Here is a 19,086-nt window from a genome sequence, read left to right on the forward strand (position 1 = left end):
GGGACCTCAGCCGTCGAAGGCGATACCGATCCGCCGGCTGCGCCGCCACGCTACGGTGGCCGGGCGCGGTTCGGTGCCCGTGCTGACACGAAGCGCGAAGCGGTCCGGCACGGCCTGATCGTCCTCGACCTCGATCTGCGCGCCGACGTCGGTGGCGTCCCAGACCAGGCAGCTCACCTCGCCGCCGTCGAGCAGCACGGCGCCGAACGTGAAGGCGTTCTTCCGGAAGGTGCCGCGGCGATTCTCCGTCATCAGCTCCTCCGTCCCGTCTCGCGGCTCCGCGGAGCCGGACGATGCCGGATCGCGGTTAACAGGGCAAATACGTTCCCGTGCCTGCCCTGCTCGACCGAGATCAGTACTCGTCGGGATCACCCCGGTAGCGGCGTGGCCCCGGCCCGTAATCGTCGTCGTAGGAGCGGCGCGGCGGCGGGCGGTCGTAGTCGCGGCGGTCGCGGTAGGCGTCGCGCCGGTCGTCGTAGCCGTCATTCCGGTAGCCGCCCCCGCCGCCGTAGGCACCCCCGCCGCCACCGCCGTAGCCGCCGCCGCCGTAGCCCCCACCGCCGCCCGCGTTGATCCGCGGGGCGTACCAGCAGCTCTTCGCCTGGCCCGGCGCCGGATCGCCGAAGGTCTGGGTGTTGCAGGGCACGACGCCGCCCTGCGGGAACGGCCGGCCGTTCGTCCGGCCGGGCACGCCGTAATAGACGTTGGTGGGATAGGGCATCCGGCAGACGCCGCCCTCCTGCGCGCAGCCGACCAGGTTCACCGTGTCGAGCTGGTAGGCCTGGGCCGGGGCGGGTGCCAGCGCGCCACCTCCCAGCGTGATGGCCCCGAAGGCCAGAGCGATCCGAATCTGCACGTCCCCGATTCCCCCGTGGTTCGCGGTGCGGGTGCCGAATAATCCGGTCGGCGGCTTCCGGCCAGCGGCCGCGCTCGCTATGGCGTCGCACCAGGATGCGCGCGGGCCGGTCCGCGGCCGGCGCGACGGTGATCGGGCGGAACGCCCCGTCGTCGGACGGGAGACGGCGCCCCGGGAGGCCTTGATGAGGGATGCGTCCGCGCAGGAGCTTCTGCTGCTCAGCGCGCTCCAGGAATGCCGAATCCAGCTCGACGCGGCGCGCAAGGACGAGGCGGCCCGCGCCGCCGTCCGGGAGGAGCTCGAGGCCGCGCTCCGGCGCGAGGCCGCTCTCGCGGCGGCGATCGTGGAGGAGCGCGAGCGGACCGAGGCCGTCCGCCTCGTGCTTCAGGCGCTGATGATGAGCGTCCGCCGGTTCGGTCTGCGCCGGCGCCTGTTCGGGGCGCGCATCGCCCGGCTCGGCCGCGAGACGCCGGATTCCGGTCCGCAGGCGGCCCGCCATCCCGTGTTGCTCGCCGAGGCGCGACGGGTGCTGGGTAAGCCATCGCCCGAACCGCCGGCCGAGCGGTGACGGCGGTCGCCGCCCGGGCGCCGCGCGGCGCAGCTCCTCACGGCCCGGCGCCGGCGTCTCCTGGCGCCGCGGCCAGGACGATCAGGGCCGTCAGAACGCCGAGCGGCAGGACGATGCTGCCGAAGGCGAGATGGGCGATCCCGAAGGCGCCGAACAGCGCGCCCGCGGCGAAGGCCGCGATCGCCGGGAGCACGCGCAGGAACCTCTCCCGGGTCTGATCGCGCTGTGGGCCACGTCCCAGGACGAGGTCGGTCGCGTCGATGACGGCCTGGCTGACGCTCACCGTCATGACCGTGGTGGGGGCGAGATGGCCGAGAGACAGGCGGCCGATGGCGTTCTGTAACGCCATGGCCGCGACCGCGAGCATGCCGACGGCGATGGAAGCGGCACTGTCCGCTCCGCCGAGGGGCGACCACACGGTGCCACACAGCCCGAATCCCGCGAGCAGGGTCACCTCGACGGCGAGGAGCCAGGGCAGGGGGTCGAAAGCCCGCCGCTCCAGCGCCAGGGCCAGGATTCGAGCCCCCGCCACCGCTCCGACGAAGACGGGCAGCGCCAGGAGCTTGGCAACCACGCCGCTGGAGCTCGCGACCAGCTCGGCGCCGATCAGGACGAAGTTGCCGGTGACGTGAGCGGTGAAGAGTCCGGTCAGGGCGATGAAGGCCGCCGCGTCGACGAAGCCGGCGACGAACGCCAGGGCGGCGCCGGCGAAGAGACCGCTCCCCGGTCTCCGAGCTCGCGCGGGACCGGTCATCGTCTCAGTCGGCGAAGGGCGTCGCCGTCAGGCCGACCGGCATCCGCGGATTGGCGAAGTAGTCGGGCCAGCGATCGCAGAGATACAGGATCGCGACCAGCACGGTGGCGATCGCCAGCAGGGAGGCGAGCACCTCGGTGACCTGCGTCGCCCATCTCCCGAGCGTCGGGATCGCCATGAGGCCGCCGACGAACAGCGTGGTCACGATAACGGGTGCGGACATCGGGCAAGGCTTCGCGGCGCGGATCTGGGACGGGGCTGCCCCGAACCCTAACGCCGCGCAGCGCCCGCAGGTTACCGATATCGGTTATCGTGACTCATGATAGGCAACCCGAACATCGAGCTGCTGCGCTCGTTCCTGGCCGTCGTCGAGAGCCGCAGCTTCACCGCCGCGGCGCAGGCTCTCGGTCTGCGGCAATCCACGGTGAGCGGGCACATCGCCCGGCTCGAGCAGGCGCTCGGTCGCGCGCTCCTGACGCGGGACACCCACCGGGTCGCGCCCACGCCGGACGGTCAGGCCATGATCGGCTTCGCCCGCGACGTGGTGGACGCGCAGGACCGGCTGCGCGCCTTCTTCTCGCCGGAAGGCCTGCGCGGCCGAATCCGGCTCGGCGTCTCCGAGGACTACACCCTGTCGACCCTGGCACAGGTTCTGGCCCGCTTCGCCGATCGGCACGACGCGGTCGATCTGCAGATCACGGTCGGGCTGAGCCGCGCCCTCTACCAGGGCTACGATGCGGGCGAACTCGACGTGATCTTCTGCAAGCGGCGGCGCGGCGACCCGCGCGGGACCTTGGCCTGGGCGGAGGATCTGATCTGGACGGGCCGGCCCGGCCTCGTGCCGGATCGGGCCAAGCCCTTGCCCCTCGTGCTCTACCCGCCACCGTCGATGACCCGCACCTTGGCGCTCGACGCCCTCGAGGCGGTGGGCCGGTCCTGGCGGGTGGCCTGCACCAGCGGAAGCCTGATGGGGCTGCGGGCCGCCGTCGAGGCGGGCCTGGGCATCGCGCCGCACTCGGCCAAGATCCTGCCGCCGGGCCTCGCCGCGATCTCCGAGGCGGCCGGCCTGCCGCCGCTCGGCGCGGTCGAGTTCGTCGTGCTCGGCCCGGGTCGCCACCACGCGGCGGCGACCGCGCTGCAGGAGACGATCCTGGCGAGCACGGGCGAGCTTCAGGGCGCCGCGCGCTAGGGCGGCGTCGTCCCAACACGCGGTGGCCGGGCTCGATCCCGACCGTCCGGCGCGGTCCTTAACGGATTGGCCAGCCTTTTTCCGCACCGTACCGCGAAGCGGTCACAAACGGTTTCGACAAGGATCGCCGGCGGTGCCGGCCCCGGCGTCGTTGCCGGACGGGGCGCGAAACCGCCGCATTTGGCGTGCGGAAACCGTCCTGCGGCGTGCCTGACGGTCGCGCATCGCGGCGGAACATTCGAGAACGGGATGCATGGCCAAGGGTCGGGGCAGGATTGAGCCGAACTTCGACGTGCCCGAAGGGCGCGCGCGGGATCGCGGCGAACTCGACCTGCGCCTGACCCGTGAGGACCGCCCCGGGGCAGGAGACGGCGTGGCGAAGCGATCGGGCGGCGGAGCGCGGCAGCCGAGCAAGGCGCCGGCGCGGACAACGGGGCGGGCGAAGGCCTCGGGTCGCGGCCGACGCCGGCGTTCCTGGCTCGGCCGCATCGTCTACGGCTGCGTCGTCCTCGGCCTCTGGGGCGTGATCGGGCTCGCGGGGCTCATCGCCTACCACGCCTCGCAGCTGCCGCCGATCGACCAGCTCGCGGTGCCGAAGCGGCCGCCCAACATCGCGATCCTGGCGAGCGACGGCTCCCTGCTCGCCAATCGCGGCGAGACCGGCGGCCGCGTCGTGTCGATCAAGGAGCTGCCGCCCTACCTGCCGCGCGCCTTCGTGGCGATCGAGGATCGGCGCTTCTACCAGCATTTCGGCGTCGACCCGGTCGGCATCATGCGTGCCATCGGCCAGAACCTGACCCGGCGCGGCGTGGCGCAGGGCGGCTCGACCCTCACCCAGCAGCTCGCCAAGAACCTGTTCCTGACCCCGGAGCGCTCGGCCTCGCGCAAGATCCAGGAGGCGATCCTCGCGCTCTGGCTCGAGCACAAGTACACGAAGGACGAGATCCTCGAACTCTATTTGAACCGCGTCTATTTCGGCGCCGGCGCCTACGGCGTCGAGGCGGCGGCGCAGCGCTATTTCGGCAAGCCTGCCAAGGAGGTGAGCCTCGCGCAGGCCGCGATGCTCGGCGGCCTCGTGCAGGCGCCCTCGCGCCTTGCCCCGAACCGCAACCTCCCGGCCGCCCAGGCCCGCGCCGCGCAGGTGCTCGCCGCCATGCAGGAGCTGGGCTTCGCGTCGGCGCAGGACGTCAAGGTGGCGCTCGCCCAGCCGGCGAAGCCCGCCAACGCCCGCGGCGGCGGGTCGGCCAACTACGTCGCCGACCTCGTGATGGACGTGCTCGACGATTACGTCGGCAAGTTCGACACCGACATCACAGTCCAGACCACGGTCGATCCGAGCCTCCAGGCGGCGGCCGAGAAGGCGCTCACCGACGAGCTCAACGCCAAGGGCACACGCTACAACGTCAGCCAGGGGGCGCTGGTCTCGATGCGGCCGGACGGCGCCATCCGCGCCCTGATCGGCGGCCGCGACTACGCGCAGAGCCAGTTCAACCGGGCCACGACCGCCAAGCGTCAGCCCGGCTCCTCGTTCAAGCCCTTCGTGTACCTCGCGGCCGTGGAGCACGGCGCCACGCCCGACACGGTCCGGGAGGACGCGCCGATCCGGATCGGCAACTGGGCGCCGGAGAACTACTCCCACCGCTACGAGGGTCCCGTCACCCTGCGGACAGCGCTCGCCCAGTCGCTCAACACCGTCGCGGTGCGCCTCGGCCAGGAGGTCGGGCCGAAGACCGTGGTCCAGACCGCCCAGCGGCTCGGCATCACCTCGCCGCTCCAGGCCAACGGCTCCATCGCCCTCGGCACGTCCGAGGTCACGCTCCTGGAGATGGTCGGCGCCTACGGGGCCTTCGCCAACGGCGGCATCGGCGTGATCCCCTACGTGGTCACCGCCGTGAAGAGCCAGGACGGGAAGGTCCTCTACAAGCGCTCCGACAACGGTCTGGGCCGGGTCATCGACGCCAACGCCGACGGCATGATGAACGCCATGATGCACGAGACCTTCGTCAGCGGCACCGGCAAGAAGGCCGACATCCCCGGCTGGGACCTCGCGGGCAAGAGCGGCACCACCCAGGATTATCGCGACGCGTGGTTCATGGGTTTCTCGGGCAGCCTCGTGACCGGCGTCTGGCTCGGCAACGACGACGGCGAGCTCACCAAGAAGGTCACCGGCGGCAACCTGCCGGCGGAGATCTGGAAGACCTATATGACCCAGGCCCTGAAGGGGCAGACGCCGGTCCCGCTCCCGGGCCTCAACCGCTGGCGCCGCCAGCCGGAGACGACCGCCTCGGTGGCGAGCGCCGCTCCGGCGGGCCCGGGCGGGCTCCTGGGCCAGATCCTCGGCGAGCCGGAGGCCCCGGCGCCGCGCCAGGCCGCGCCGTCGCGGCGCGCGCCGAAGGACGACCGCAACTTCATCGAGAAGCTGTTCGGCATCGGTGACTGACGCTCCGCGGTCTCCGCGTTCGTCGGGACCAGGCGCCGGCGCGCGTCGCGGGCGAGAGGCGGCCCGCGGCGCGCGCCATCGCGCATCTGCGCGATCACGCTCGGGCTCCGGCCCAAGGCGACCGCGTCGAGGCGGGACTGACAGCCGCGGCGGCCTGTATTTGTATTAGCGGTTATTCAGCGCTTCTTAGTGCCGCCAATAACCGCTTTTTCAATCTTCGTGGACGTAAGATCGGGTGAACAGTAAGCCCGTCAACCGCAATGGCGCGGTTCGTGGCAGCCCGATCGAGCCCATGCTCCTGCGCGCGACCGCTATAGCGATCAGAGCTCACCTGGACGATCGCGCCTCGCGCCTGATCGCGGCGGCCGGCACATGCCTGCTGCTCTGCCTCGCGCTGCTCGGCGTCTATCTCTGCCTGGATCTGCGGGACGTCGCTTGGCACAACGCCCGCCGCAACGCCGGGAATCTCCTGGCGGTGATCGAGGAGGGCGTCGGCCACAGCCTGCGGGTCTACGACCTCTCGCTGCGGAACTCCGCACGGCTCGCGAGCCGCGCCGACATCGCGGCCCTGGACCCGGATATTCGGCGCCTGGCGCTGTTCGACACGGCTGTGGCGGGCTCCGGCCTCGGTCCGATCGCCGTCACGGACGCGGCCGGCGACGTCCGGCTGACGAGCGATCCCGGCGTGCGGACCCGGCCCAACATGCGCACGCTGCCGGAATTCGAGTTCCATCGGTCGAATCCCGAAGGCGGCCTGATCCTGTCCGGGCCGACCGTATCTCTCATGACCGGTGAGCCCATCATCCGCATGACCCGGCGGATCCGGACGCCCGACGGCTCATTCGCCGGGATCGTGTCGGGATCGATCAGGCTCGCGCATTTTCAGGCGCTGTTCGAGCGCCTGCACTTCGACGACGGCATCGCTCTGAACGTCTTCCACCGGGACGGGACGCTGCTGATCCGGGCGCCGGCACGGCCGGAGGCGCTCGGCCAGAATATCAGCGCGAGCCCCGGCTACAAGATGTACCGGGCCAAGCCGCGCGGCGAGTTCCAGGGACGCTCGTTCCTCGACGGCGTCGAGCGGGTCTACAGCTTCGCCGACCTCGACGACCTGCCGCTGATCGTGACCGTGGCGACGGACGTCGACAGCATCCGCAGCGTCTGGATCTACAAGGCGGCGATCGTCGCCGTCCTGATCCTGTGCCTCTGCCTCCTCGCCTTCGGCCTGACGATCCTGCTGCACCGGGAGGTCGGGCGCCACGTGGCCGCGGAAGCCTCCAGCCGCGAGGCCAACGCCGCGCTCGCCGTGCTCGCGCGGACCGACGGCCTGACGGGCCTGCCGAACCGGCGCAGCTACGACGAGCACTTCGCCGTGGAGTGGAAGCGGGCCGCACAGCTGCGGACGCCCCTAGCGCTGTTGATCGTCGATGCCGACCACTTCAAGCAGTTCAACGACCGCTTCGGTCACCAGTGCGGCGACGAGGCGCTGAAGGCGGTGGCGGAGTGCCTGCAACGCACCCTCGATACCGCCGGCCTCAGCTTCCGGATCGGCGGCGAGGAGTTCGTCGCCCTGTTGCCGGGCGTCGACGCGACGGCCGCCAGCCTCGCGGCGGAGCGCGTCCGCCGGGCCGTGGTGAACCTCCGCATCCCCCACGCCCCGGAGGTCGGTGGCATCGCGACGGTGAGCATCGGCGTCGCCTGTGCCGATCCGGCCGGCGGCGATCCGCCCGAAGGGCTGTTCACGGCGGCCGACGGGGCCCTCTACGCGGCCAAGAAGGCCGGGCGCAACCGCGTCCGCGCCGCCGCGCCGGCGGATCCCGTGGCCCTGGCGCTGCGGGCCTGAGCGGCCCCGCGGCTCACAGCATCGGCAGCATCCGGGGCCGCGGTCCGCGGGGGAAATGCGCGTCGATCAGGGCGATCTCGGCCGCACCGAGGTGCAGGTCCGCCGCGCCGGCATTCTCGACGGCCCGGTCCGGGCGACCGGTCTTGGGGATCGTGAACGTGCCCGGCAGCCGGGTCAGGTAGGCGAGGGCCACCGCGTAGGGCGTCGTGCCGTGGTTCTGCGCGATGCCCGCCAGGACGCGGCCGCCCGCGCTGGCCGGATCGGGGAAGTCGCCGCTGCCGAAGGGCGAGTAGCCCACCATGGCGACGCCGTGCTTCTCGCACCAGGGCAGCACGGCGTGCTCGATGGCCCGCTCGTTCAGGTGGTAGAGGACCTGATTGCAGGCGATCCGGTCCGGCCCCGCGATGGCCCGGACGCGATCGAGATCCTCGACGTCGAAGTTGCTGACGCCCCAGGACAGGATCTTGCCGGCCCGGCGCAGATCCTCGAAGCCCGCGATCGTCTCCTCGAGCGGGTGCTGACCCGGCCAGTGCAGCAGGTAGCAGTCCAGCCGGTCCGTCCGCAGACGCTGGAGCGACGCCTCACAGGCCCGCGCGACGCCCCGGCGCGTCGCGTTGCCCGGCACCACCTTGGAGACGAGGAACACCTCCTCGCGGCAATCCGCGACGGCGGCGGCGACGATCGCCTCCGCGTCCCCGTACATCTCCGCGGTGTCGATATGGGTCATGCCGGCGTCGATCCCGGCCCGCAGCGCCCGGACCGCGTCCGTCCGGTCCGAACTGTCGATGTGCCACGTGCCCTGGCCGATCACCGGCACAGAGACGCGCGTCGCGCCGAAGCTCCTGGCGTACATGGCAGCGCTCCCTCTTCGCTGTCACAGGGGGTTGCTGGCGGCGGTCCGGTCGAGTCCCGGGCCGCCGGCGTATCACGGCTCGGCCGCGCAACAACCCGGCACGCCTTACTCGCGCCATCTTGGGGCGTTGAGCAATGGCATGCGGCCTCCCGCGGCGCTAAACTTTAGGCCCATGCCCGAAGTCCGGCGGCGCGGGCTCGCCGAGTCTGCGCCGCCCCGCGCAGTGCCGCCGCGCAGGGCCACGCGACGCCCGGACCCGCGCACGGTCCGTCGGCTGGCCATGCTGGAGATGCCTCGATGCTGCCGGCCCACCGGATATTCTGGGGTCTGATCCTGCTGGCGGCGGCCGGCGCGGGGTTGCTCTACAACATCATCTTCGCGGCCGGCGCCTCGCCCCTCGCCGGCTTCACGTACGGTCTCTGCATGGGCGCCACGGTGCTGGCCTTCGACCGCGGGCTGATCCTGGCCGGCCTGCAGGCGAAGATCCGGCGGCTGCCGGCCTGGCTCTACGTGCTGGCCGCGGAACTCGCCTACGTCCTGATGATCATGGCGGGCAACGCCCTGGGCGGCCTGCTCGTCTGGGCGTTCGCCCTGACACCGGACGACCTCACGACCGCCACCCGCATGACCGCGCGGGTGCTCGCCTACGCCCTCGCCGTGTCAGGCCTGCTGGTCTTCGTCATACGGATGCGCGACCTGATCGGCGGCGAGGTGTTCGTGAACTTCATGATCGGCCGCTACCACAAGCCGGTGGCGGAGGAGCGGGTCTTCCTGTTCCTCGACGTGGTCGGCTCCACGGCCTTCGCGGAGACCCACGGCGACCTGCGCGCCCAGGAATATCTCAGCGCCGTGTTCGCCACGCTCGCTGAGCCGGTGCGGCGCAACGGCGGCTCGGTGGACGACTATATCGGCGATCTCGCCATGGTGACGTGGCCGATGGCCCGCGGCCTGAAGGACGCGCGCTGCGTCACCTGCGTGTTCGAGGTGCTCGACCGGATCGAGGCCGACGCCGCGGCCTGGACCGCCCGGTTCGGGACGGTCCCGCGGCTCCGGGCGGCGCTGCACGGCGGCTCGGTGGTCACGGCCGAAGTCGGGGTCGACCGCCACAAGATCGCGTATTTCGGCGACGCCGTGAACGTGACGTCGCGGATCGAGGCCCTGTGCCGCCCGCTGGGCGTCGGCATCCTGATCTCGCAGGATCTGCTCAACCGCCTCCCGCGCCTTCCGGCCGGCGTCCGGGCACGGTCCCTCGGCGCCCACGCGCTCCGCGGCCGCGGCGCGCCGCTGTCGGTGGCGACGCTCGAGCGCGGACCCGCCGAGACCGCGCCCGTGGCGGATCTGGCGCCGCGCCGCGCCGCGGTCGCCCGCTGATGGCCGGGGCGAGCACCGCGCGGGCGAACACCCTGATCGCCGTGAAGATGGCGCTGCGCTTCGGGCTGCCGCTGATCGGGCTCGCGGTCTTCGGCCGCGCCGTCGTTCTGTCGGTGGGCGGCGATATCGAGCACGGCCAGTTCGCCCTGGGCGTGCTCCTGATCCTGGCGGGTTTCACCTCGAAGCTGGTGCCCCGGCCATGAGCGACGCGCCGGCGCGCCCGCCGATCTACCTCGACGCCGATGCCTGCCCGGTCAAGGACGAGACCTACCGGGTCGCCGAGCGCTACGGCCTGACCGTCCACGTCGTCGCCAACAGCGTGCTGAACCTGCCGCGCGAGCCCTGGATCGAGCGCGTGGTCGTCGGTCCGGAACTCGACGCCGCCGACGACTGGATCGCCGCGCGGGCCGGACCCGGGAGCATCGTCCTCACCGCCGACGTTCCGCTGGCCGCGCGCTGCGTGAAGGCCGGCGCCACGGTCCTGGCGTTCACTGGGAAGCCGTTCAGCGAGGCCGGGATCGGTCTCGCCCTCGCGACGCGCGACTTGATGCAATCGTTGCGCGAGGCCGGGACCATCACGGGCGGGCCGAAACCGTTCTCGCGCGCCGACCGGTCGGCCTTCCTGTGCGCCCTCGACCGGGCGGTGAACCGGATCCTGCGCGAGCGGCCGAAGCCGGTCTGAGCACCGGTCCCGGGCGCGACGGCGTTCCCCGCGCGGGAGGTCTCAGGCCTCGGCCGCCGGGACGAGGGCCTTGAGCGCCTCGTTGATGCGGTCCTGCCAGCCCGGGCCGTCTTTCTGGAAATGCGCGAGCACGGCGCTGTCGAGGCGCAGGCTCACCACTTCCCGAGATCCTGGGACCGTTGCCGGCCGCGGCGCGGCCTGAGGCGGCGGAGCGGCCGTCTTCGGGCTCGTGGCGGCCCGGAAGGCCGCCTCGGCTGCCGCGCGCGGGTCGGTGAAGCGGCGGCGGTTGCGGTCTTCGGCCATCGACCTCTAGCCCTTCGCGGTCGTCTTCTTCGGCGCGGCCTTCTTCGCGCTGCCCTTGGCGGCCGCCTTGGCTTCCTTCTCGGCCGCCTTGGCCTGCGCGTCCGCGGCCTCCTTGGCGAGCCGGAGCGACCGTAGCCGCACCGTCCGCTCGTCCATCGCCTTGATGGCCGCGTGGTGCTCCGCCATCGCCTGGGCGCCCTCGCGAGCCATGCGCTCCGCCCGTTCCGCGCGCTCGGCGCGGTTCTCCGCCCGGGTCTTGGCTTCCGCCTCCGCGTCGCGGGTGGCATTCACCTCGTCGAGGTCGTACTCAGTGTCGTCGTTCATCCTGTCCCTTTCACCCCGGCTCGACGGGTCCGACCCGGCGCATCCTGCGCGGGACGGGGTCTGAGCGGGTCCGGCCTGTTCGAGGGGCGGGAGGCAAGGCCGGATCGGCGCCCTCCCGCATCGCCGTCAGGCGCGCGGGGAAGGCAGGTTCACGAAGGCTTTAGCATGCCCGCGCGGCCGATGGCGAATCCGGATCGCCGCGTGGGACTGACGGCGCACACCATTCGTACGCGTCCGCCGGACGATCCGGATCGGGCTAGCGGTCGGCCGAGCGGGATCCGGCCCGGATCGTCCTCCGATCAGCGCACGCGGAAGTTGAGCGGAATGGAGACCGACAGGCTGGACTGCGTCACGCCGGGGGGCGCCGCCGGCATCGAGCCGCGCACCGCCGCGAGGGCAGCGCTGTCGATCTGGCCGACGCCGCTGGACCGGGCCACGCCGGCGCCCGTCACCTGACCCGAGCGCATCACGGTGAAGCGCACCACCGCGGTCCCGCCGCCGGTGCCGACGGCCGCGTTCACGTTCATCCGGCTGTGGATCGCCGCGCTGATGGCGCCCTGCCACTGGCGCATGGCGCTCGGATCGTTGCCCGCGGCGGCCCGGCCGGCCGCGTTAGCCCGCGAGGCCGACGCCGAACTCCGCTCGGCGCCAGCCCGCGCCTTGGCCTCGCGCGCCTTCGCCTCGCGCGCAGCCTTGGCCTTCGCCTCGCGGATCTCCTCCAGGCGCTCCTGCCGCGCCTCCTCGCGCTTCTGCTCGCGGAGCTTCTCCTCCCGGATCTTGCGCAGCTTGGCCTCGCGCTCCGCCTTCAGCTTCGCCGGATCGGGCGTCGGCTTGGGCGGCTCCTCGGACTTGGCGACCTCGGTGGGCGGCGGCGCCAGCGGCTCGGCGGCCTCGGACGCGGAGGTGATCACCTGGCTCTGCGCCTCCACGGGCTGAGCCTCTTGCGGCATCTCGACCGCCTGGGTGTCCTCCGGCTTCACCTCGGTCATCTCGGTCGGCGGCGGCGGCTGGACGGCCTCGTCGGGCGGCGTGTCCACCGGCTTCGCCTCCGGCGGGGCTTCCTGGCTCATCTGCTGCTCCGCCGGGGCCTCGGTGGCCGCGTCGGTCATGAGCGGCGCGAGGTCGACGGTGATCTGCTGCTCGCCGGGCGGTGCGGGCGGGGAGAGCCGCAGGAACATCACGGCGGCGAGCACGCAGGCGTGCAGCCCGAGGGCGACCAGGAAAGCGGCGAGCAGCCCGGACGGGCGGCGCTCGCCGAGACCGGCCGGCATATCCGTCGACGTGTAGGTGCTCATCGGCTCAGCGCGCGGTCCCTGCGGGGGCAGCGGGGGCGGCCGGGGCGGCGCCAGGCGAGGCCGGAGCGGCGCCGCCGGGCGACTGCGCGATCAGCGACACCTTGGTGAAGCCGGCCTGTCCGACGAGGCCCATGACCTCCATGACCTTGCCGTAGGGCACGTCGCGGTCGCCGCGCACGAGGATCACCTGATCCTTGTCGGCAGCCGCCATCTCGCGCAGGCGCGGCACGATGCTCTCCATCGTGAACACCTCCTTGGCGATGGACGGGTTGCCGTCCTTGTCGACCGTCACCTCGGCGGGCTTCTTCGACTGCGCGACCTTGGGCGCCGCGGTCTTCGGCAGCTGGACCGGCACGCCGGTGGTCATCAGCGGCGCGGCGACCATGAAGATGATCAGCAGTACGAGCATCACGTCGACCATCGGGGTGACGTTGATGTCGGACATCGGCACGTCGTCGAGGTCGTCGTCGTCGTTCGCGCGAATGGATCCCATCGCCATGGGGCGTCTCCGGTACCTTTACGTTCGGCTCTCTGGGGGCTGGCGCCGGCCGCGCTACTCGGCGGCCGCGCGGTGGGCGCCGGCGCGGTCGCGCGCGAGGCGGTTGCCCAGGACCGAGATATAGGACGAGAAGGTGCTCTGGATGCCGCTCACGTCGCTCGAGAGCTTGTTGTAGGCCATCACCGCCGGGATCGCGACGACGAGACCGATCGCCGTGGCGAACAGCGCCTCCGCGATGCCCGGCGCCACGACGGCGAGGGAGGTGTCCTGGCTCCGGGCGATGGACGAGAACGAGTTCATGATGCCCCAGACGGTGCCGAACAGGCCGACGAACGGGGCCGTGGAGCCGGAGGTCGCCAGCAGCGACAGGCCGGTGCGCAGGCGCTTCACCTCGATGGCGAGGGCGCCCTTCATCGCCCGCTCGATGCGGTCGCGGCGCTCGGCCCGGGTCTCGGAGGAATCCTGATCGCGCCACGCGTCGATCGCCGCCTTCACCACGTGGCCGGCGATGCCGCGATGCTCGCCGTCGAGGCTGCCCCCGGAGCGGACCAGATTCGCGAAGGCCTTGGCCTGGCGCCGCGCGGCGGCGAGCCGGATGACCTTCTCGAACACCACCGTCCAGCAGGCGATCGAGGCGATCACCAGCAGGATCATCACGCCCTTCACGATCGGGTCGGCCTGCAGGAACAGGCCGAGGAACGAGAAGTCGTGGGCCGCCTCGATCGGGGCTTGTGTCGGGTCCATCGCGGGCTCCTGGCGTCCTGGTCTCACGCGGCGTCGCGCCGCCATCGTCTCGGGGTGCGGCGAAAGCCGCAGGCCGCCCGGCGGCTCTCGCCGCCGGGCGGTTTGGTCTCGTCAGCCGTCACACCATCCGCATCAGCGGTCGAACGGCAGGCCGGCCTTGCTGTCGGTCTCGGTCCGCTCGAGGCAGGCCTCGCGGCCCGGATCGCCGCCGTCGCAGGTCAGGACGTCGTTCAGGAGGACGCGACCGACCTTGTTGCAGGCGATGCCGGGGAAATCGAAGATCTTCACGGTGGTCTTCTTCGGCGGCAGCGGCCCGAGTTCGACCGCCACGCGCTTCTGCGCGACGCCCTCGGGGTCGAAGGCGAAGAGATCCACCTTGTAGGACTTGAGGCCCGAACCTTTGTTGTCGATCACCATGGTGATCCGGCAGGCCTCGCCCGCGGTCTCGACCTTGTTGAGCTGCAACTTGATCGGCGCCTTCTCGGAGGCGTCCTGCGCCAGGGCCGACACGACGAGCAGCGCCGAGAGCGCGAAGCAGGCCGCCGTGTCGAGGGCGACACGCCCGATCCGACGGCGGTACAGGGGAGCGCGCAGGGCAAGCACCGTGACAAAGTCCTCTTCGAGTTCGCGCCGGCCGGCGGCTCGGGCCGCGCGGTCCGGGGTGACGGGGAGCCGGATCAGTGCAGCACCGTTCCGGCGGGGCAGGAGGCCGGGGCGAGGCGCTCGGCCGCCGCGTCGAGCGGCCCGACCGCGGCGCGGACCGCCGCCACGAGGCGCGGCGCCGCGTCCTGGCCGGTGATCTCGGCCGCGGCGGCCTCGAGATCCGCCCAGAGGCGCTGCCGGCCCCGGTTGATCAGCTTCACCAGCGCGCATTCGTGGCCTGTCACGCGGCAGCAGCTCGCCGGCATGAACGACCAGTCGCCGTCGCGTTCCGCGCGGAGCGCCCGGATGATCGCGACCACGCAGGCGACGAAGCGGCACCCTTCCGTTGGCCCGAGCAACTGCTCGGCCCCGTCGAAGGCCGCGTTCCAGCAGGCGACGTCGCTGGTCATGTAGCCGGCCGCCACGAAGCGGGCCACCGACAGGGCCAGGATGTCGGCCTCGTCGCCGCACACGTCTGCGACGCGCCGCATCGCCGCGTGGTCCGACGGGGTCATGGGCGTGCTCACGGCTCCGGCGCCTCGCGGAAATGGATCGCGGCGATCGAGCTCGGGAGCCGGATCGTCGCCTGCCGCGGCAGTATCCAGGCCCGCCGCCCGGATCAAGGCCCGGCGAGAAAATCAGAGCAGTTCCAAACTGTTAGAAGAAAGCGTGGCCGTTGCAGGCTTTGCCTATCGATCCCGCATAAATTTGCCGAAACTTCCCGGAAATGCGCGACCACGGGTCGCCGTCGATTCCGGTCCCCTCCCTTGATGGCCCGGAAGGCCTTGGCCATATCTCCGAGTCGCCGGCGTCGTCGCGTCCGGCGGAGCGCTGCCCCGGGCGGGCTCCTGTCGACGAGGTGCTCGGGCATCCCGGGATTGCGGCAGATCCCGGGGTCGGAGGCTTCGCTTTCTGGATGATGGCCGCGATGACTCGATCCTCGCCCTTCGGGCACCCGTTCCTGCTCGGCTTCGACGAGATCGAGCAGGCCCTCGACCGGGTCTCCAAGGCCGCCAACGACGGCTACCCCCCCTACAACATCGAGCGCCTGCCCCGCACCGAGAGCGAGCCCGAGCGCCTGCGGATCACCCTGGCGGTGGCCGGCTTCACCCGCGATCAGCTGGACGTGATGCTGGAGGAGAGCCAGCTCGTCGTGCGCGGCCGGCAGGTCGACGAGCGCGAGCGCCACTTCCTGCACCGCGGCATCGCGGCGCGGCAGTTCCAGCGGGCCTTCCTGCTCGCGGACGGCATGGAGGTGCTCGGCGCCGACCTCGCCAACGGCCTCCTGTCGATCGATCTGGTCCGGCCGGAGCCGGACCGCATCGTGCGCAAGATCGATATCGGCGCCCGCGGCTGACGCCGACCGATTGATTGGCCGGCGCGGATCCCCACATCAGGGTGGAGCCGCCGATGCCTTCAGGATCGGCGGTGGACGCTCTGCCACCCCAGGAGGGCTTTATGACCGATCTGAATCCGTCTCCTCTGACCCCCGCCGATCTCGATCCGGCCGATTTCCAGCCGGCCGATCTCGCGGCGCTGGGCGAGGGGCACATCGCCTACGTCCGGCCGATCCGGTCCGACGAGGTCCGCCGCTTCTTCCCGCAGGCCCCCGAGCTGACGCCCGGCCTCGACCTGTTCGCCCTGCTCTCGGCGAGCGGCGCGCCGATCATGCTCGCCGATTCGCGGGACGTCGTGCTGGCCAACGCCGCCGCGCACGACCTGCAGCCCGTCAGCCTGCATTGACCCTGCACCCGACCCGCTGAGAGGCCTGGCCGGGAGACCGGTCAGGCGATCTCGGCCACCGCCGCCACGAGCCGCGCGATGTCCTGCGGCCGCGACAGCCGGTGGTCGCCGTCGGCGATCAGCGTCAGCACCGTCCCTTCGGCCGGCAGGCGGTCGAGGATTCGCAGGGCGTGCGTGTAGGGGACGTCGGTGTCCCGCATGCCCTGGAGGATGTGCACCGGGCAGCCCGGATCGACTTGGCCGCCCAGCATGCAGTGTCGGCGGCCGTCGTCGATCAGGGCCCGCGTGATCGGGTCCGGCTCCGGCGCGTAGTCGCTGGGCTTCCGGAGGACGCCGTCGCGGATCAGCATGGCGCGCGCCGCCTCGCTGAGGCGGTTCCAGATCAGCTCCTCGGTGAAGTCGAGGGCCGGCGCGATAAGCACCAGCCCCGCCGTGGCCTCCCCGCGCGCGGCCCGGTCGCGGGCCGCCAGGCAGGCGATCCAGCCGCCCATCGACGAGCCGACGAGTACCGGCGCCTCCGTCACGTAGGCCGCCAGGACCGCCTGCGCGTCCTCGAGCCACGACGAGATGGTGCAGTCCGTGAACGTGCCGCCCGAGGCACCGTGCGCGGCGTAGTCGAACCGCACGAGCTTACGGCCCGTCCGTTCGGCCCAGGCATCGAGCGCCGTCGCCTTGGTCGCGGTCATGTCGGAGCGAAAGCCGCCGAGCCAGACCACCGGCGGCCCGCCGCCCGCGCGCACCCGCACGGCGATGCGGCGGGCCGCGTCGCCGGTGCCAACGGTCAGGAACTCGGGGGCCGTATCCGTCATCGTTCTCTCCGGTATCCCTGTCTCGACGTGGAAGAAGTCCGGTCCTGAACGGTTCGGCTTCAACTCTCGTTTACCGGACCGTAAAGCCCGGCGGCGATGCTGGATCAATGGCAGCGAGCATTTGGCAGATACCGGCCGGGGGCCTGCGCGTCCTCGCCGAGGGCCCGCGAACGGGCGACGGCCCCCACGCCCTGTCGGGGTTCCCGGCGGAGGTCGGGGCGCTGGCCGGCGCCCGCATCCTGCAGATCATCCCCGAACTCGATGCGGGCGGCGCCGAGCGTACCACCGTCGACGTCGCGGGCGGCCTCGCGGCCGTGGGCGCCCGCGCCCTGGTGGCGACCGAGGGCGGACGACTCGTCGGCGAGTTGCAGGCCAAGGGCGGGCACTGGCTCCGATTCCCGGCCGCGTCGAAGAACCCAGCGTCGATGGCGGTGAACGTCCTGCGGCTGATGGCGCTCTGCCGCCGCGAGAAGGTGCAGATCATCCACGCCCGCTCCCGCGCGCCCGCCTGGGTCGCCCTCGGGGCGGCGCGCCGGCTTGGGCTCCCGTTCGTGACCACCTATCACGGCAGCTATTCCGGCCGGACCGGCGTGAAGGTCCTCTACAACTCGATCATGGCCCGCGGCGACGTGGTGATCGCCAACTCGCATTACACCGCGGACCTGATCCACCGGCTGCACGCCGAGCAGGCCGGCGACCGCGTGCGGGTCATCCACCGCGGCACCGACCTCGCGGTGTTCAACCCGGTGGCGGTCGGGGCCACCCGGGTCGAGGCGCTGCGCCGGAGCTGGAATGTGGCGCCGCACGAGCGGGTGATCCTGCTGGCCGCCCGCCTCACGGCCTGGAAGGGCCACCGCGTGCTGATCGAGGCCGCCGCGCGGATGCGCGATCGCGGTGTCCCGGACCTGGCCGTGGTCCTCGCGGGGGACCCGCAGGGCCGCGCCGCCTACGAACGCGAGCTCGACGCGCTGATCGCCGCGCGCGGGCTCGAGGGCATCGTCCGCAGGGTCGGGCACTGCACCGACATGCCGGCGGCCTTCCGCGCCGCATCGGTGGTGGCGGTGCCGTCCGTGGAGCCCGAGGCCTTCGGCCGCTCGGCCGTCGAGGCGCAGGCGCTCGGCGCACCCGTGGTCGTCTCGGATCTCGGCGCGGTGCCGGAGACGGTGCTGGCACCGCCCGAGACCCCCGCCGGCCAGCGCACCGGATGGCGCGTGCCGCCCGGCGACCCGGCCGCGCTCGCCGCCGCTCTGACCGAGGCCCTCTCCCTCGGCGCGAGCGCCCGCGACGCCCTCGGTCGGCGCAGCCGCGCGCATGTCGAGGCGCACTTCTCCCTGGAGCGGATGGTCGGCGACACGCTGGCGGTCTACGCCGAGCTGCTCGGCCGTTCGACCTGAGGGCATCGGACTCGAATCGCGACGCGGCGGCCGATTATTTCCGGCGTCGCGATGGTAGCCGGTTGACTCTGGCCGCGGTTCCACCAACGTTGTATGTCCGGATGAGACCGGAGCGGCTGGCGGTCAGGAGATCTTCCTGAAGATCCGCCGTTTCGCCGTTGCAGCAGGAGACCTAAGCCATTCGTAGACCGATGAGAGCCATGCCGGCCCCGCAGAAGGACGGGCCGCGCGCCAACCGCGACATTCGCGGTGTGCGGGAAGTGCAGCTGATCGACGACACCGGGCAGAACCGCGGCGTCGTTCCCTTCTTCGACGCCCTCAATCTGGCCGAGGAGGCCGGTCTCGATCTCGTGGAGATCGCGCCGAACTCCGTGCCGCCCGTCTGCAAGCTGCTCGATTACGGGCGCTTCCGCTTCAACGAGCAGAAGAAGCAGAACGAGGCCCGCAAGCGGCAGAAGACCGTCGAGGTGAAGGAGATCAAGCTCCGTCCCGGCATCGACAAGCACGACTACGACACCAAGATGAAGTCGGTGCACCGCTTCTTCGAGGAGGGCGACAAGGTCAAGGTGACCCTGCGCTTCCGCGGTCGTGAGATGGCTCACCAGGATATCGGTCTGCGCCTCCTGGAGCGCGTGAAGAGCGAGACCGCCGAGATCGCCAAGGTCGAGAGCGAGCCAATGCTCGAAGGCCGGCAGATGATCATGATCCTCGCGCCGCGCTGAGCGGCCCGGATCCCGAGACGCGAGACCCGCGCCGCCTCCTCACCGGGGCGGCGTT

General features: G+C 71.9%; 24 protein-coding genes. 11 read left to right on the forward strand and 13 right to left on the reverse strand.

Features of this window, described 5'->3' with window-relative positions:
- Positions 1-6 precede the first annotated feature (6 nt).
- Positions 7-252 carry a hypothetical protein gene (locus ACQKQD_RS24275; protein WP_020092823.1) on the reverse strand — a complete coding sequence of 82 codons (246 nt, stop codon included), beginning with the start codon at positions 250-252 and terminating at the stop codon, positions 7-9.
- Positions 253-352: 100 nt separating this feature from the next.
- Positions 353-856 (reverse strand): hypothetical protein, encoded by a 504-nt coding sequence (locus tag ACQKQD_RS24280; protein WP_091680853.1) that lies wholly within the window; start codon positions 854-856, stop codon positions 353-355.
- A 184-nt stretch (positions 857-1,040) separates the two neighbouring features.
- Between ACQKQD_RS24280 and ACQKQD_RS24285 the strand changes: the two genes are divergently transcribed.
- On the forward strand, positions 1,041-1,424 hold the full coding sequence (locus tag ACQKQD_RS24285; protein ID WP_427509795.1) for an ATP-dependent helicase: 384 nt from the start codon (positions 1,041-1,043) through the stop codon (positions 1,422-1,424).
- A 37-nt stretch (positions 1,425-1,461) separates the two neighbouring features.
- Here ACQKQD_RS24285 and ACQKQD_RS24290 read toward each other — a convergent pair whose 3' ends face one another.
- Complete coding sequence (locus ACQKQD_RS24290) at positions 1,462-2,178, reverse strand: YoaK family protein (protein ID WP_427509796.1); 717 nt, start codon at positions 2,176-2,178, stop codon at positions 1,462-1,464.
- Between the two features lie 4 nt (positions 2,179-2,182).
- Positions 2,183-2,401 carry a hypothetical protein gene (locus tag ACQKQD_RS24295; protein WP_042672292.1) on the reverse strand — a complete coding sequence of 73 codons (219 nt, stop codon included), beginning with the start codon at positions 2,399-2,401 and terminating at the stop codon, positions 2,183-2,185.
- A gap of 96 nt (positions 2,402-2,497) precedes the next feature.
- Between ACQKQD_RS24295 and ACQKQD_RS24300 the strand changes: the two genes are divergently transcribed.
- The 3 genes from ACQKQD_RS24300 to ACQKQD_RS24310 all read left to right on the forward strand — a co-directional run bounded on the left by ACQKQD_RS24300 (position 2,498) and on the right by ACQKQD_RS24310 (position 7,650).
- Positions 2,498-3,367 (forward strand): LysR family transcriptional regulator, encoded by an 870-nt coding sequence (locus tag ACQKQD_RS24300; RefSeq protein ID WP_170855170.1) that lies wholly within the window; start codon positions 2,498-2,500, stop codon positions 3,365-3,367.
- 253 nt (positions 3,368-3,620) lie between these two features.
- Positions 3,621-5,807 (forward strand): transglycosylase domain-containing protein, encoded by a 2,187-nt coding sequence (locus tag ACQKQD_RS24305; RefSeq protein ID WP_020092817.1) that lies wholly within the window; start codon positions 3,621-3,623, stop codon positions 5,805-5,807.
- A gap of 292 nt (positions 5,808-6,099) precedes the next feature.
- Positions 6,100-7,650: a diguanylate cyclase domain-containing protein gene (locus tag ACQKQD_RS24310; RefSeq protein ID WP_427509797.1), complete on the forward strand. Its 1,551-nt coding sequence runs from the start codon at positions 6,100-6,102 to the stop codon at positions 7,648-7,650.
- A 13-nt stretch (positions 7,651-7,663) separates the two neighbouring features.
- Here the strand turns inward: ACQKQD_RS24310 and ACQKQD_RS24315 are convergent, their stop codons facing one another.
- On the reverse strand, positions 7,664-8,503 hold the full coding sequence (locus ACQKQD_RS24315; protein ID WP_056527978.1) for an aldo/keto reductase: 840 nt from the start codon (positions 8,501-8,503) through the stop codon (positions 7,664-7,666).
- Between the two features lie 297 nt (positions 8,504-8,800).
- Here ACQKQD_RS24315 and ACQKQD_RS24320 point away from each other — a divergent pair, with 297 nt between their 5' ends.
- From ACQKQD_RS24320 to ACQKQD_RS24330, 3 genes are read left to right on the forward strand one after another with little or no spacing between them, the layout of a single operon-like run.
- Positions 8,801-9,874: an adenylate/guanylate cyclase domain-containing protein gene (locus ACQKQD_RS24320; protein ID WP_056527981.1), complete on the forward strand. Its 1,074-nt coding sequence runs from the start codon at positions 8,801-8,803 to the stop codon at positions 9,872-9,874.
- Positions 9,874-10,077, forward strand: a complete 204-nt coding sequence (locus ACQKQD_RS24325; RefSeq protein ID WP_056527984.1) for a hypothetical protein — start codon at positions 9,874-9,876, stop codon at positions 10,075-10,077. Before ACQKQD_RS24320 ends, ACQKQD_RS24325 begins: the two co-directional genes overlap by 1 nt.
- The gene (locus ACQKQD_RS24330; RefSeq protein ID WP_427509798.1) at positions 10,074-10,556 is read left to right on the forward strand and encodes a YaiI/YqxD family protein; all 483 of its coding nucleotides are present in this window, start codon (positions 10,074-10,076) and stop codon (positions 10,554-10,556) included. Before ACQKQD_RS24325 ends, ACQKQD_RS24330 begins: the two co-directional genes overlap by 4 nt.
- A 42-nt stretch (positions 10,557-10,598) precedes the next feature.
- On the opposite strand, the gene ACQKQD_RS24335 is transcribed toward ACQKQD_RS24330, so the two are convergent.
- From ACQKQD_RS24335 to ACQKQD_RS24365, 7 genes are all read right to left on the reverse strand, one after another.
- Positions 10,599-10,859 (reverse strand): BrnA antitoxin family protein, encoded by a 261-nt coding sequence (locus ACQKQD_RS24335; RefSeq protein ID WP_056527989.1) that lies wholly within the window; start codon positions 10,857-10,859, stop codon positions 10,599-10,601.
- 6 nt (positions 10,860-10,865) lie between these two features.
- Positions 10,866-11,183: a hypothetical protein gene (locus ACQKQD_RS24340; protein ID WP_020665400.1), complete on the reverse strand. Its 318-nt coding sequence runs from the start codon at positions 11,181-11,183 to the stop codon at positions 10,866-10,868.
- A gap of 299 nt (positions 11,184-11,482) precedes the next feature.
- A complete protein-coding gene (gene tolA, locus ACQKQD_RS24345; protein WP_056527992.1) occupies positions 11,483-12,478 on the reverse strand; it encodes a cell envelope integrity protein TolA in 996 nt (331 codons plus the stop codon).
- 4 nt (positions 12,479-12,482) lie between these two features.
- Positions 12,483-12,977: an ExbD/TolR family protein gene (locus ACQKQD_RS24350; protein ID WP_056527994.1), complete on the reverse strand. Its 495-nt coding sequence runs from the start codon at positions 12,975-12,977 to the stop codon at positions 12,483-12,485.
- Between the two features lie 54 nt (positions 12,978-13,031).
- Positions 13,032-13,721: a MotA/TolQ/ExbB proton channel family protein gene (locus ACQKQD_RS24355; RefSeq protein ID WP_020092809.1), complete on the reverse strand. Its 690-nt coding sequence runs from the start codon at positions 13,719-13,721 to the stop codon at positions 13,032-13,034.
- A 132-nt stretch (positions 13,722-13,853) separates the two neighbouring features.
- Positions 13,854-14,324: a hypothetical protein gene (locus tag ACQKQD_RS24360; protein ID WP_056527997.1), complete on the reverse strand. Its 471-nt coding sequence runs from the start codon at positions 14,322-14,324 to the stop codon at positions 13,854-13,856.
- Positions 14,325-14,398: 74 nt separating this feature from the next.
- The gene (locus ACQKQD_RS24365) at positions 14,399-14,878 is read right to left on the reverse strand and encodes a hypothetical protein (protein WP_020092807.1); all 480 of its coding nucleotides are present in this window, start codon (positions 14,876-14,878) and stop codon (positions 14,399-14,401) included.
- Positions 14,879-15,291: 413 nt separating this feature from the next.
- Between ACQKQD_RS24365 and ACQKQD_RS24370 the strand changes: the two genes are divergently transcribed.
- On the forward strand, positions 15,292-15,720 hold the full coding sequence (locus ACQKQD_RS24370) for an Hsp20 family protein (RefSeq protein ID WP_012320108.1): 429 nt from the start codon (positions 15,292-15,294) through the stop codon (positions 15,718-15,720).
- A 101-nt stretch (positions 15,721-15,821) separates the two neighbouring features.
- Entirely contained in the window at positions 15,822-16,106 is a 285-nt protein-coding gene (locus ACQKQD_RS24375) for a DUF1150 family protein (RefSeq protein ID WP_020092805.1), read from the forward strand.
- Between the two features lie 41 nt (positions 16,107-16,147).
- On the opposite strand, the gene ACQKQD_RS24380 is transcribed toward ACQKQD_RS24375, so the two are convergent.
- Positions 16,148-16,915, reverse strand: coding sequence for an alpha/beta hydrolase (locus ACQKQD_RS24380; RefSeq protein WP_427509799.1), 768 nt, complete (start codon positions 16,913-16,915; stop codon positions 16,148-16,150).
- 107 nt (positions 16,916-17,022) lie between these two features.
- On the opposite strand from ACQKQD_RS24380, the gene ACQKQD_RS24385 reads away from it, so the two are divergent.
- Positions 17,023-18,309, forward strand: coding sequence for a glycosyltransferase family 4 protein (locus ACQKQD_RS24385; protein WP_427509800.1), 1,287 nt, complete (start codon positions 17,023-17,025; stop codon positions 18,307-18,309).
- Positions 18,310-18,509: 200 nt separating this feature from the next.
- Positions 18,510-19,031 (forward strand): translation initiation factor IF-3, encoded by a 522-nt coding sequence (gene infC, locus ACQKQD_RS24390; RefSeq protein ID WP_020092802.1) that lies wholly within the window; start codon positions 18,510-18,512, stop codon positions 19,029-19,031.
- Positions 19,032-19,086 lie beyond the last annotated feature (55 nt).

The sequence above is a fragment of the Methylobacterium sp. NPDC080182 genome, from assembly GCF_050281105.1.
Lineage (GTDB): Bacteria > Pseudomonadota > Alphaproteobacteria > Rhizobiales > Beijerinckiaceae > Methylobacterium.

Bases quoted from the DNA above. Each gene is read 5' to 3' on its own strand.
- ACQKQD_RS24370 (WP_012320108.1), top strand. From the start codon at position 15,292: ATGACTCGATCCTCGCCCTTCGGGCACCCGTTCCTGCTCGGCTTCGAC.
- ACQKQD_RS24385 (WP_427509800.1), top strand. From the start codon at position 17,023: ATGGCAGCGAGCATTTGGCAGATACCGGCCGGGGGCCTGCGCGTCCTC.
- ACQKQD_RS24355 (WP_020092809.1), bottom strand. From the start codon at position 13,721: ATGGACCCGACACAAGCCCCGATCGAGGCGGCCCACGACTTCTCGTTC.
- ACQKQD_RS24380 (WP_427509799.1), bottom strand. From the start codon at position 16,915: ATGACGGATACGGCCCCCGAGTTCCTGACCGTTGGCACCGGCGACGCG.
- ACQKQD_RS24310 (WP_427509797.1), top strand. From the start codon at position 6,100: ATGCTCCTGCGCGCGACCGCTATAGCGATCAGAGCTCACCTGGACGAT.
- ACQKQD_RS24300 (WP_170855170.1), top strand. From the start codon at position 2,498: ATGATAGGCAACCCGAACATCGAGCTGCTGCGCTCGTTCCTGGCCGTC.
- infC (WP_020092802.1), top strand. From the start codon at position 18,510: ATGCCGGCCCCGCAGAAGGACGGGCCGCGCGCCAACCGCGACATTCGC.
- ACQKQD_RS24375 (WP_020092805.1), top strand. From the start codon at position 15,822: ATGACCGATCTGAATCCGTCTCCTCTGACCCCCGCCGATCTCGATCCG.
- ACQKQD_RS24350 (WP_056527994.1), bottom strand. From the start codon at position 12,977: ATGGCGATGGGATCCATTCGCGCGAACGACGACGACGACCTCGACGAC.
- ACQKQD_RS24290 (WP_427509796.1), bottom strand. From the start codon at position 2,178: ATGACCGGTCCCGCGCGAGCTCGGAGACCGGGGAGCGGTCTCTTCGCC.
- ACQKQD_RS24320 (WP_056527981.1), top strand. From the start codon at position 8,801: ATGCTGCCGGCCCACCGGATATTCTGGGGTCTGATCCTGCTGGCGGCG.
- tolA (WP_056527992.1), bottom strand. From the start codon at position 12,478: ATGAGCACCTACACGTCGACGGATATGCCGGCCGGTCTCGGCGAGCGC.
- ACQKQD_RS24295 (WP_042672292.1), bottom strand. From the start codon at position 2,401: ATGTCCGCACCCGTTATCGTGACCACGCTGTTCGTCGGCGGCCTCATG.
- ACQKQD_RS24325 (WP_056527984.1), top strand. From the start codon at position 9,874: ATGGCCGGGGCGAGCACCGCGCGGGCGAACACCCTGATCGCCGTGAAG.
- ACQKQD_RS24285 (WP_427509795.1), top strand. From the start codon at position 1,041: ATGAGGGATGCGTCCGCGCAGGAGCTTCTGCTGCTCAGCGCGCTCCAG.
- ACQKQD_RS24275 (WP_020092823.1), bottom strand. From the start codon at position 252: ATGACGGAGAATCGCCGCGGCACCTTCCGGAAGAACGCCTTCACGTTC.
- ACQKQD_RS24365 (WP_020092807.1), bottom strand. From the start codon at position 14,878: ATGACCCCGTCGGACCACGCGGCGATGCGGCGCGTCGCAGACGTGTGC.
- ACQKQD_RS24305 (WP_020092817.1), top strand. From the start codon at position 3,621: ATGGCCAAGGGTCGGGGCAGGATTGAGCCGAACTTCGACGTGCCCGAA.
- ACQKQD_RS24315 (WP_056527978.1), bottom strand. From the start codon at position 8,503: ATGTACGCCAGGAGCTTCGGCGCGACGCGCGTCTCTGTGCCGGTGATC.
- ACQKQD_RS24335 (WP_056527989.1), bottom strand. From the start codon at position 10,859: ATGGCCGAAGACCGCAACCGCCGCCGCTTCACCGACCCGCGCGCGGCA.
- ACQKQD_RS24330 (WP_427509798.1), top strand. From the start codon at position 10,074: ATGAGCGACGCGCCGGCGCGCCCGCCGATCTACCTCGACGCCGATGCC.
- ACQKQD_RS24340 (WP_020665400.1), bottom strand. From the start codon at position 11,183: ATGAACGACGACACTGAGTACGACCTCGACGAGGTGAATGCCACCCGC.